Annotated in this window: 10 protein-coding genes, 1 tRNA gene and 1 pseudogene; 5 read left to right on the top strand and 7 right to left on the bottom strand. The window is 65.4% G+C overall.

The genetic code is table 11. The annotated features are described in order from the left end of the window. Positions 1-695, top strand: a pseudogene (locus EG885_RS22795) (Hsp70 family protein); the annotation flags it as partial. A 22-nt stretch (positions 696-717) separates the two neighbouring features. Here EG885_RS22795 and EG885_RS16180 read toward each other — a convergent pair. The 5 genes from EG885_RS16180 to pdxH all read right to left on the bottom strand — a co-directional run bounded on the left by EG885_RS16180 (position 718) and on the right by pdxH (position 3,576). After that, complete coding sequence (locus EG885_RS16180; protein ID WP_131576499.1) at positions 718-1,410, bottom strand: gamma-glutamylcyclotransferase; 693 nt, start codon at positions 1,408-1,410, stop codon at positions 718-720. 164 nt (positions 1,411-1,574) lie between these two features. After that, a tRNA-Pro gene (locus EG885_RS16175) sits at positions 1,575-1,651 on the bottom strand. Positions 1,652-1,691: 40 nt separating this feature from the next. After that, the gene (locus EG885_RS16170) at positions 1,692-2,216 is read right to left on the bottom strand and encodes a DUF192 domain-containing protein (protein ID WP_341352768.1); all 525 of its coding nucleotides are present in this window, start codon (positions 2,214-2,216) and stop codon (positions 1,692-1,694) included. Then, entirely contained in the window at positions 2,206-2,790 is a 585-nt protein-coding gene (locus EG885_RS16165) for a cold-shock protein (RefSeq protein WP_131576492.1), read from the bottom strand. The genes EG885_RS16170 and EG885_RS16165 overlap by 11 nt, the downstream gene beginning before the upstream one ends. Before the next feature lie 171 nt (positions 2,791-2,961). After that, positions 2,962-3,576, bottom strand: a complete 615-nt coding sequence (gene pdxH, locus EG885_RS16160; RefSeq protein ID WP_131576489.1) for a pyridoxamine 5'-phosphate oxidase — start codon at positions 3,574-3,576, stop codon at positions 2,962-2,964. 79 nt (positions 3,577-3,655) lie between these two features. On the opposite strand from pdxH, the gene fabI reads away from it, so the two are divergent. The 4 genes from fabI (at position 3,656) to EG885_RS16140 (ending at position 6,487) form a co-directional block, all read left to right on the top strand. Next, the gene (gene fabI, locus EG885_RS16155; RefSeq protein WP_131576486.1) at positions 3,656-4,483 is read left to right on the top strand and encodes an enoyl-ACP reductase FabI; all 828 of its coding nucleotides are present in this window, start codon (positions 3,656-3,658) and stop codon (positions 4,481-4,483) included. Positions 4,484-4,491: 8 nt separating this feature from the next. Continuing rightward, complete coding sequence (locus tag EG885_RS16150) at positions 4,492-5,109, top strand: LysE family translocator (protein ID WP_131576484.1); 618 nt, start codon at positions 4,492-4,494, stop codon at positions 5,107-5,109. 10 nt (positions 5,110-5,119) lie between these two features. Then, a complete protein-coding gene (gpt, locus tag EG885_RS16145) occupies positions 5,120-5,623 on the top strand; it encodes a xanthine phosphoribosyltransferase (protein ID WP_131576482.1) in 504 nt (167 codons plus the stop codon). 135 nt (positions 5,624-5,758) lie between these two features. Next, on the top strand, positions 5,759-6,487 hold the full coding sequence (locus EG885_RS16140) for a PRC-barrel domain-containing protein (RefSeq protein WP_131576480.1): 729 nt from the start codon (positions 5,759-5,761) through the stop codon (positions 6,485-6,487). Between the two features lie 111 nt (positions 6,488-6,598). Here the strand turns inward: EG885_RS16140 and trpE are convergent, their stop codons facing one another. Both trpE and EG885_RS16130 read right to left on the bottom strand, forming a co-directional pair. Continuing rightward, entirely contained in the window at positions 6,599-8,104 is a 1,506-nt protein-coding gene (trpE, locus tag EG885_RS16135; RefSeq protein ID WP_131576478.1) for an anthranilate synthase component I, read from the bottom strand. Beyond that, positions 8,104-10,053, bottom strand: coding sequence for a peptidylprolyl isomerase (locus tag EG885_RS16130; protein ID WP_242679701.1), 1,950 nt, complete (start codon positions 10,051-10,053; stop codon positions 8,104-8,106). The genes trpE and EG885_RS16130 overlap by 1 nt, the downstream gene beginning before the upstream one ends. Positions 10,054-10,077: the final 24 nt, after the last annotated feature.

Here is a 10,077-nt window from a genome sequence, read left to right as displayed (position 1 = left end):
TGGGGGGGGGCACCTCGGATTTCTCGCTGTTCAGCTCGGGGGCGGGCGGGGTCACGATTCTGGCCAATCATGGCGTGCGGATCGGCGGCACAGATTTCGACCGTGCGATCAATATCGACCATGTGATGCCGCTGCTGGGCCGCAACACGCTGCTGCGCAAGGCGATGGGGCCGGGCCATTCGTCCACCCCCAATGCGATCTACAACGATCTGGCGACATGGGAAAAAATCCCTTTTGTCTATACCCCGCAGAATCGCCGCATGAGTGCCGAAATGGTGCGTCTGGCGGTCGAACCCGCGAAACTGTCCCGCCTGCACAAGGTGCTGGAGGATGAGATCGGCCATGATCTGGCCTTCGCGGTCGAGGCGGGCAAGATCGCCGCCAACGGGGGCACCGCCGATCCCCGCATCCTGCTGGACATGATCGAGCGGGGCTTGGCCGCCCCCCTGCCTGCCGATGCGCTGGCCGACAGCCTTGCGCGCCATGCGGATGCGCTGTCCGACGGGGCCACGCAGACGCTGCTGATGGCCGGTCTGCCGGCGGATCGCATCGAACATGTCGTTTATGTGGGCGGCTCCAGCCTGCTGTCGATGGTGTCGGACAGGATGCGGGCGCGGTTTCCGCAGGCGCGCCATTCCTTCAGCGAGGTGTTCACCGCCGTCACCGACGGGCTGGCCATCGCCGCCGCCCGATAAGGCCACCCGTCAAGACAAGACGTCATGGGCTGGGGTCGGCGGCCTCGATCTCTTCGGCGACCATCTGCTGCAGCGTCCAGATATAGGGATCATAGATCCCCAGCTGCTGCAGCCCGCGCACCGTGCGCAGCAGATATTCGGCCCCCGATCCAGCCGCACCCGCCGCGCGGGCCAGACGTTGCGCCTGTTCGCGCAGGCTCAGCTGCGCCTGTTGGGTGCCAACCGGATCGGCATAGAAGGTCAGCGCCTGTTCGCGACCGCGTTCGGTCTGAACCTCGATCCAGCAGGCATTGGCGCTCAGCTCATGGGCGACCAGTTCGCGGCGCAGGATGGCGCGCAGGGATTCGGCCTCGGCATCCTCGGCGACGTCCAGAATCAGCCCGTCGCAGCTGCCCCCCGGCGCAAGCGCCAGCATCAGGCCGGGCCGCTCCGGAGAGCCGCGAAAATGATCCAGCGAGATGGAAAAGCTGCGATGCCAGCCGATGGCCGATCCGCGCCGCTGATCCTGCACCGCAAAGCCGGGATTCCAGATCAACGAGCCATAGGCAAAGACCGGGATCGGCCGGGGCCGTCCTTCGGTCAGTCGGGCCGCCAGCAGGTCCAGATCCTCATCCTCCAGCATCCGCCACAGGGGGTCGTGCAGATGCCCCTCGGCCGGAAGAACGACGCGTGCGACGTGATCATCGGACAGCACAATCGGACAAAGATGCGACATCAGGTTCCTGCAATCGGTCTGGGGGTCATGCGCGCAGGGTTTCCGGTCGCAGACCCGGGGTCAATGGCAAAGGTCGGGCATTTCCCATCAGATTTCGGGACGGCCTGCGGATGCGCCGCGCTGATGCCCTGGCGTGCAGAACGGACCAAGATGGGGGTTGTCTGTGGTCGGGGCGATAGGATTCGAACCTACGACATCCTGCTCCCAAAGCAGGCGCGCTACCAGACTGCGCTACACCCCGACGAATGGGCTTTAGCGCAAGCGCGCGGCCAAGAAAAGCCCTAGCGACAGGGCCAGACGGCGTTTGCCGCCGGAACGGCCGGATGGGCCAGCACCTGACCGGCCTGCAGGCCAAGACGGTCAGCCTCACCCCCGGCAATTTCCAGCACCAGAAGGCGGGCGGGATCGGGATCGCCGACCGCAGCCCCCGGAACCGGGGTTTCGTCCAGAGGCCGGGCCATCCGGTGGATGTGGCGAATCACGCCTTGCGCGTCCAGAAAGACCATATCCAGCGGGATCAGCGTGTTGCGCATCCAGAAGCTGACCGGCTGCGGCTCGGGATAGACGAACAGCATGCCGCGCCCGGCGGGCAGGTCGCGGCGAAACATCAGACCCTGCGCGCGCGTCTCGACCGTATCGACAACCTCGACGGCAAAGGACAGTGCACGATCGGGCGCGGTGCGGATCAGCGCGGCATCGGCGCGGCATTCAGCCTGCACGGCGGGCGCCACGACATCCTGCGCGGCAGCGGCCTGACCCAGACAGAGGATCGCCGCAAGACAGGCGGCAAGGTGTCTATTCCGCAACCTGGGCCGCCTTGTCCTGCCGTTCGGAAACCGAACCATCCTGTGCCGTGACGGTCGCCAGACCGCTGTCCCACGCGGAAATCTGCGCCGCCATCAGGCCCCGGGGGCCTTCGACGACGCGCACACAGATTGCCTCGCCGATGGCAAGGTCTGCAAAACCGGAATGGCGCAGCACTTCGATATGGATAAAAACATCTTCAGAGTTTCCAAAGATATTCGCGAATCCGAAACCCTTGGACTTGTCGAACCATTTGACGCGTGCCGGACGCAGAGGAAGGGTGTCCAGATGCTCGATGATATCCATGTCGAGATCGGCGATCGGCGGCTGGCCATCGGTTTCGGGGGGCTTGATCGAAACCACCTCGGCCGCCTGAACGCCCCGGCTGGTTTCCTGCACAAGAACGCAGACCCGTGACTGATCGGCGATCGAACTGCGACCGAAGTTGCGCAACACATTGGCGTGCAACAGAATGTCCGTTCCACCGTCGTCATTCAGGATGAAGCCATAGCCTTTGGACGGGTCAAACCATTTGACCAACCCATTCACCAGCTTAAGGCTGTCTTCATCAGTCATTACGTTTCCGTTTTCGCACGTTCTTGCCGTGTCGCGGACATTAGTAGCGGTCTGATCCGACTACAATACAGGACGACACCAAAGCATCCTAATCTCCGACCGTGACGCTCGGTTATTCTCCACTGTGCCAATCTTGGTATCATCTGGTCCATCTTCAAGACCGTCTAAGGTTCAGGGCGACAGCCGGATGACATCCCATTGGCCACCCGGCCCACGAGACCAACGGAATCGGTCATGCAACCGGAAGGCGCCGTCCGCCCAGAACTCGATCTGCACCGGACGGATGCGAAAGCCTCCCCAGAACGGCGGTCGTTTGGGCGATGTGCCATGGCGCAGGCCCGCTTTCGCGACCTCGGCCACCAGCGTCACGCGCGCCTCCAGCGGCTGCGACTGACGCGATGCCCAGGCCCCCAGCCTGCTTTGCAGCGCCCGGCTGTCGTAATAGGCGTCGGCCTGCGGCCCCTCCTCGCGGGTGACGGTGCCACGCACCCGGATCTGGCGGCGCAGGGATTTCCAGTGCATCACAAAGGCGGCCTTGCCCGTCGCATCGATCTGGCGGCCCTTGGCGCTGTCGTAATTGGTGTAAAAGACGAACGAGCCATCACCCCCCTGCCCGTCGATATCCTTCAGCAGCACCATCCGGGCATCGGGCATCCCGTCCGTATCCACCGTGGACAGCGCGATGGCATTGGGGTCGTTCGGCTCGGTCGCGCGGGCCTCCTCCAGCCAGGCGCGGGCGATATCGAAGGGGTCGTCGCCCGCAAAGAGTCCGGTCCGGTCCGTCATGGCATCGTCCTTGTGCTTGCTGCCGCAGGGCAGTTGGCCTAATCACCGTCGAAACGGTTGAAAGCGCGGGGAACACGTCATGTCAAGCGAGCAGAGGTCAGGCCTGATGGCCGGCAAGCGCGGCCTTATCATGGGACTGGCCAATGACAAGTCGATTGCCTGGGGCATCGCCAAGGCTTTGGCCAGCGAGGGGGCCGAGCTGGCCTTCAGCTATCAGGGCGATGCGCTGAAGAAACGCGTGGGTCCGCTGGCCGCCCAGTTGGGGTCCACGCTGATCCTGCCCTGCGACGTCTCGGACGAGGCATCCATCGACACGCTGTTCGCCGATCTGGCCGCCGAATGGGACGGTCTGGATTTCATCGTTCACGCCATCGGCTTTTCCGACAAGGAACAGCTGCGGGGTCGATACGCTGAAACAACCCGCGACAACTTTATGATGACAATGGATATTTCCGTTTATTCCTTTACCGCCGTGGCGCGCCGCGCCGCCGCGATGATGACGGATGGCGGGTCCATGCTGACGCTGACCTATTACGGCGCCGAACGCGTCATGCCGCATTACAACGTCATGGGCGTCGCCAAGGCTGCGCTCGAGGCATCGGTCCGCTATCTGGCCGAGGATTTCGGCAAGGACAATATCCGCGTCAATGCGATCAGCGCCGGACCCATCAAGACGCTGGCCGCCAGCGGCATCGGCGACTTCCGTTACATCATGAAATGGAACGAGCTGAACTCTCCGCTGCGACGCAATGTCACGACCGAGGATGTCGGAAATTCGGCCCTCTACCTGCTGTCGCGCCTTGGCGCGGGCGTCACCGGCGAGACGCATCACGTCGATGCGGGCTATCACGTTGTCGGCATGAAGGCCGTGGACGCGCCCGATATCGCCACCGTCAAGAAGGACTGACCCGCGCCATGACCGCCGCGACCCTGATGGCGATCTGGCTGGTGCATCTGGCGGCGGCGATCTCTCCGGGTCCGGCGGTGGTGCTGGCGGCGCGCACCAGCCTGCGCGAGGGGTTCGGGCGTGGCAGCTGGCTGGCCGTGGGGCTGGGTCTGGGTGCCTGCATCTGGGCCTGCGCGGCGATGTTCGGGCTGGCGATTTTGTTCCGCGTCGCCCCCGCGCTGCTGTCGGTGCTGAAATATGTGGGCGCCGCCTATCTGATCTGGCTGGCATGGCGGATGTGGCGCGATGCGCCGCAGCCTCTGTCGATGGATCTGCCCGTGGGGCGCGGACGACGCGGCGCCTCGGGACTGGTTTGGCTGGGCATCGCCACGCAACTGGCCAATCCCAAACCGGCCGTTTTCTTCGGCACGATCTTTCTGACCTTTCTGCCCCCGCAGGCGCCCTTCTGGGCCTATGCCGTCATCCTGATGCTGGTCTTCGCCAATGACGCGGGCTGGAATGTCATCGTCGCGCGGCTTTTCTCGCTGGAACGGACGCGGCGGGGCTATATGGGACTGAAAACCACCATCGACCGCACCTTTGGCGGACTTCTGGCCCTGATGGGCCTCAAGCTGGCCACCACCTGAGGAGAGATCCATGTCATCCGACCGTCTGCCGCATGAAAAAGGCTTTCACGTCAGCTGGGATCAGCTGCATCGCGACGCCCGCGCCCTGGCCTGGCGCATGGAGGACCGCCCCTGGCGTGCCGTCGTCGCCGTCACGCGCGGCGGGCTGGTGCCCGCGATGATCGTCGCCCGAGAGCTGGACATCCGCACGATCGACACGATCTCGATCCGCTCCTATAAGGGCGTGGCCGCCGAGGCGGGTCAGGGCCAGCTAGAGGTTCTCAAGCGTCCCGACCCCGATCTGATGGGCGATGGCGAGGGGATTCTGGTCGTCGACGATCTGGTCGACAGTGGCCGCACGCTGGAACTGATCCGCACCATGTACCCCAAGGCGCATCTGGCCACCGTCTATGCCAAGCCAAAGGGCAAACCGATGGTCGCCAGCTATGTCACCGAGGTCAGTCAGGACACCTGGATCTTCTTTCCTTGGGATATGGCACTGCAGTATGTGCAGCCCTATCGCGGCGAAGATTGATTTAAGATCAAAGCCTTGATTGCTTTCTCCTGAATCCGTGAGGGGATTTTTCGGAACCGCCGAACCGCCCCGTGCATTGGTCATCCAGATAGCGGGGCACAAGACGACGCCCCGGACCGCATTCAGGAGGAAGACATGCGCAAGCTGCTTTTGACCACGACGCTGGCCCTGCCGCTGACCTTTGGTGCCGCACTGGCACAGGACACCGCCCCCGCTGCCGATCCGGCCATGGAGCCTGCAGACAGCGCGCCGATGGCCGACCCCGGCGCGGCCCCCGCAACCGATCCGATGGCCGAGACGACGACCGAGCCGATGGAAGAGGAGACCGACGCTGCCGAGGCCGCAGCCGCCGCTTCCGCTGCTGAAAAGGTCGAAGTCGAGCAGGCTGCCAACGAGTGGCGTCTGGACTGGATTACCGGCACCAACGTCACGTCGCCCGATGGCGAGACGATCGGCGCGATCAGCGATCTGATCATGGACGGTGAGACCGGCGAGATGAAGGCCGCCATCATCGGTGTCGGGGGCTTCCTTGGTATTGGCGAAAAGCAGATCGCTCTGCCTTGGGCTGATCTGACGGTGAACTCGGATGCGCAGGAAATCACCAGCGATCTGACGCAGGAAGAGGCCGAAGCGGCACCCGAATATGTGTTCCGCGATCAGGCCGCTGCGGCTGGCGACATGGCCGACCCGGCGATGGGCACCGCGCCCGCAGCCGATCCGATGGCAACCGGCACGGCACCCGCCGCTGACCCGATGGCGACGGAACCTGCTGCCGATCCGATGGCAACCGAGCCCGCCACCGATCCCATGGCGACCGAGCCTGCCGACGATATGGGCGCTGAAACGCCCGCTCCGGCGAACTGATCTCTGCCCCATAGGGGACAGGACGCGGCGGCCCTTCGGGGCCGCCGTTGTCGTTTCAGGGATATCGTTTCAGCCAAATCGGTTCAGAAGTGCCGCCATGGCCGGGCCTTTTCAGCCATTGCCGCGCACGAAACGGGCGGCACCTTCCGCCGCACGCTGCAGGGCGCGGCTTTTGTTGACAGTTTCCTCGAACTCGGCCTCGGGGTCGCTGTCATAGACGACGCCGCCGCCCGACTGGATATACAGGGCCTTGTCCTTGATGACGCCGGTGCGCAGCGCGATGCACATGTCCATTTCGCCATTGGCGGCGAAATAGCCGACCGCACCGCCATAGACGCCGCGCTTTTCGGGCTCCAGCTCGTCGATGATCTGCATGGCGCGGACCTTGGGCGCGCCGGACACCGTGCCCGCAGGCAGGCCCGCCAGCAGCGCCGACAAGGCGTCCTGATCCTCGCGCAGCTGACCGACCACATTCGACACGATGTGCATCACATGGCTGTAACGTTCGATGACGAACTGTTCGGTCGGACGCACCGTACCGGGGCGGGCGACGCGGCCCACATCGTTGCGGCCCAGATCCAGCAGCATCAGATGTTCGGCCAGCTCCTTGGGATCGCCCAGCAGATCGGCCTCCAACGCGCGATCCTCGGCCTCGTCCGCGCCGCGCGGGCGGGTGCCCGCGATGGGACGGATCGTCACCTCGCCGTCGCGCAGACGCACCAGGATTTCCGGGCTGGCGCCCACGATCTGAAAGCTGCCCAGATTGAGGAAGAACATGAAGGGCGACGGATTCGTCCGCCGCAGCGACCGGTACAGCGCAAAGGGCGGCAGCGGGAAATCCATCCGCCAGCGCTGGCTGGGCACGACCTGAAAGATATCGCCCGCGCGGATGTAATCCTTGGCGGTCTCGACCGCGGCCAGATAGGCATCCTTGGTGAAATTCGACACCGGTGCGCCGATCTGGGCCTCGTTGCCCAAGGCACGCGGTTCCGAAGGCTGGCGGTCCAGCGATCGCAGCGCGTCCATCACCCGTTCGGCGGCGCGGGCATAGGCCGCGCGGGCATTGTCCTGACCGTCATGCCAGGCGGGCGCGCACAGCGTCACCTCGCCCTTGACGCCGTCCAGCACCGCCACGACCGAGGGGCGCATCAGCATCGCATCGGGCAGATCCAGCGGATCGGGGTTCACATCGGGCAGATGTTCGACCAGCCGGATCATGTCATAGCCCAGATAGCCGAACAGACCCGCCGCGACCGCAGGCACGCCCTCGGGCATGGTCTCGATCCGGCTTTCCGCGATCAGCGCGCGCAGGCTGTCCAGTGCCGGGCGCGGATCATCCTGAAAATCGGGCGCGAAACGGGCCTGCCGGTTGATCCGGGCATGGCCGTCGCGGCATTCCCAGATCAGGTCGGGCTTCATGCCCACGATGGAATAGCGGCCCCGAACCTCGCCGCCGGTCACCGATTCCAGCATGAAGCTTTGCGGAGCGGCCTCGGCCAGCTTCAGCATCAGGCTGACCGGGGTGTCCAGATCGGCGGCCAGCCGGATGGTGACCAGCTGGTTGCGCCCGGCGGCCCATTCGACCTCGAAATCCGCGAAATCGGGTGACAGCTGCATCACTGGACCTGCGCGTCGATGGCGGTGATCGCCTGTCGGTTCAGCTGGACCTGAGCGTCGCGCTGCGCATGACGCGCATAATAGTCGAACAGATCGGCCTGCAGCGACTGATCCAGCCGGGCGCGCACGCCGTCAAGGATCTGGGCGGCATCGTCGGCGGTCAGATCGGCATCGTTGATCCGGTCCAGCCGCGCCAGAAACACGCGCCCGGCGGCATCGACGACATCGACCTCGCCCGGTTCGGGCAGCGCGAAGGCCTGCGCCAGCAATTCGGGCGGCAGACCGTCCATCCAGTCGCTGCGCGTCAGGTCGGTCTCGGACGTCCAGTCCAGCACATCGGGTGTCGGCGCATCGGTTGCGTCATCCGCTGCAATGACCTCGGGCGCCGCTGCGTCAGCGCCTCCTGCAGCGACGCCATCATCGCTTTCCGGCGCGGCCTCGGACCCTGCGACGATGTCCAGACGCTGTTCGGCGGCCAGTGCCAGCAACTGTCGCCGGACCTCGGCCGCGCGCCAATCGGCCAGAACCGCATCGCGGACCTCCTCGAAGGGGCGCAGGGTCGGCGGCACGATTTCATCCAGACGCAGGGCAAAGACGCCCCCGTCGGCCAGTTCGGTCAGTGTGGGGAAATCGGTCGCCGTCACGGTGGCCGCGGCCTGGGCGAATGCCTCATAGCCGGCGATGCTGCCTTCTTCGGGGACAAGATCGGCGGTCCAGTCGATCTGGCCCAGGTCCAGCTCGCTGTCCCCGGCCAGATCCTCCAGCGTGGCCCCACCGGCCAGAAGATCCTCGTAATCGGCGGCGCGGTCCTGAATCTGGCGGGCGGCGGCGCTCAGCGCAGCCTCGGCCCGCAGGCCGTCGCGCGCCTCCTCGAAGGGGATGTCCACGGGATCGAGGATCGCGTTGACGGAAAACAGGGCCGGTCCCAGATCGGTCTGGATTGGCCCGACCATGCCGGGCTGGTCCAGCGCAAAGACGGGTTCGGCGGCAGCACCCAGCTGCGCCTCGGTCACCTCGCCCAGATCGACATCGTCCAGGGTCAGCCCGCGCTGGATCACGATCGCCTCGAAGGGCACCTCGCCGCTGGCGATCTGATCGAAGGCCGCCTGAGCCGAGGCGTCGTCGGGAAAGACCAGACGGCTGACCATGCGGCGCGCAGGGCGCTGGAACTGATCGATATTCTGATCATAGACGGCGCGCAGGGCCTGTTCGTCCAGTGCGACCTCGCCCGACAGCATGTCCGGCGTCACCCAGGCATAGGTGATGGCCCGCGTCTCGGGGGCGGTAAAGCGGTCGCCATTGGCCTCGTGCCAGGCACGCAGGGTCGCCTCGTCAGGCTCGGCCACCGGGGCGGGCAGGTCATCCTCGGTCAGTTCCAGCCAGCTGAAATTGCGCGTTTCCAGCAGCCACAGCGCAGTCTGATCGACCATGGCCGCAGGCGCCGCGACGCCGCCGGTGACGGCGCGCTGCAGGATCAACCGCGCCTCGTCCTCGCGCACGGTCGCCTCGAATTCGGCCTCGGTCAGGTTCTCGCGGCGCAGGATCTCGGCATAGGCGGTGCGGTCGAAATTGCCGGTCGGCCCCTGAAAGGCCCCCGCCTGCAGGATCGTCTGTGCGACCTGTGCGTCACCCACCGACACACCGATGCGGCGCGCCTGTTCGCCAAGCGCGGCACCGGCGATCAGCTGCGCCTGCACGGCCTGCGGCACGCCCATCTGGCGGGCCTGCTGCATGGTGACCTGCTGGCCGGTCTGTCGCGACAGCGCCTGCAGCTGCGATTGCAGCGCGCGGGCGTAATCGTCGGCAGTGATCTTGGTATCGCCGACCGAGCCGATCTCGGAGCTGCCGCCCGAAAAGCTGGTGACGCCAAAGCCCCCCAGCCCCAGCACCATCAGACCCATCAGGATCCAGACGATGGTTGATTTTCCCTTGGTACGCAGCTGTGACATGGCGCGGCCTTCCTCGTGGTCGTG

Origin of the sequence: Paracoccus nototheniae (assembly GCF_004335005.1) — a bacterium.
Lineage (GTDB): Bacteria > Pseudomonadota > Alphaproteobacteria > Rhodobacterales > Rhodobacteraceae > Paracoccus > Paracoccus nototheniae.
This window is presented reverse-complemented; position numbering and strand designations above follow the sequence as displayed.

Excerpts from the sequence above, each read along its gene's own strand:
- trpE (WP_131576478.1), bottom strand. The coding sequence starts at position 8,104 with ATGCAGCTGTCACCCGATTTCGCGGATTTCGAGGTCGAATGGGCCGCC.
- EG885_RS16150 (WP_131576484.1), top strand. The coding sequence starts at position 4,492 with ATGACCGCCGCGACCCTGATGGCGATCTGGCTGGTGCATCTGGCGGCG.
- EG885_RS16180 (WP_131576499.1), bottom strand. The coding sequence starts at position 1,410 with ATGTCGCATCTTTGTCCGATTGTGCTGTCCGATGATCACGTCGCACGC.
- gpt (WP_131576482.1), top strand. The coding sequence starts at position 5,120 with ATGTCATCCGACCGTCTGCCGCATGAAAAAGGCTTTCACGTCAGCTGG.
- fabI (WP_131576486.1), top strand. The coding sequence starts at position 3,656 with ATGTCAAGCGAGCAGAGGTCAGGCCTGATGGCCGGCAAGCGCGGCCTT.
- EG885_RS16140 (WP_131576480.1), top strand. The coding sequence starts at position 5,759 with ATGCGCAAGCTGCTTTTGACCACGACGCTGGCCCTGCCGCTGACCTTT.
- pdxH (WP_131576489.1), bottom strand. The coding sequence starts at position 3,576 with ATGACGGACCGGACCGGACTCTTTGCGGGCGACGACCCCTTCGATATC.
- EG885_RS16165 (WP_131576492.1), bottom strand. The coding sequence starts at position 2,790 with ATGACTGATGAAGACAGCCTTAAGCTGGTGAATGGGTTGGTCAAATGG.
- EG885_RS16130 (WP_242679701.1), bottom strand. The coding sequence starts at position 10,053 with ATGTCACAGCTGCGTACCAAGGGAAAATCAACCATCGTCTGGATCCTG.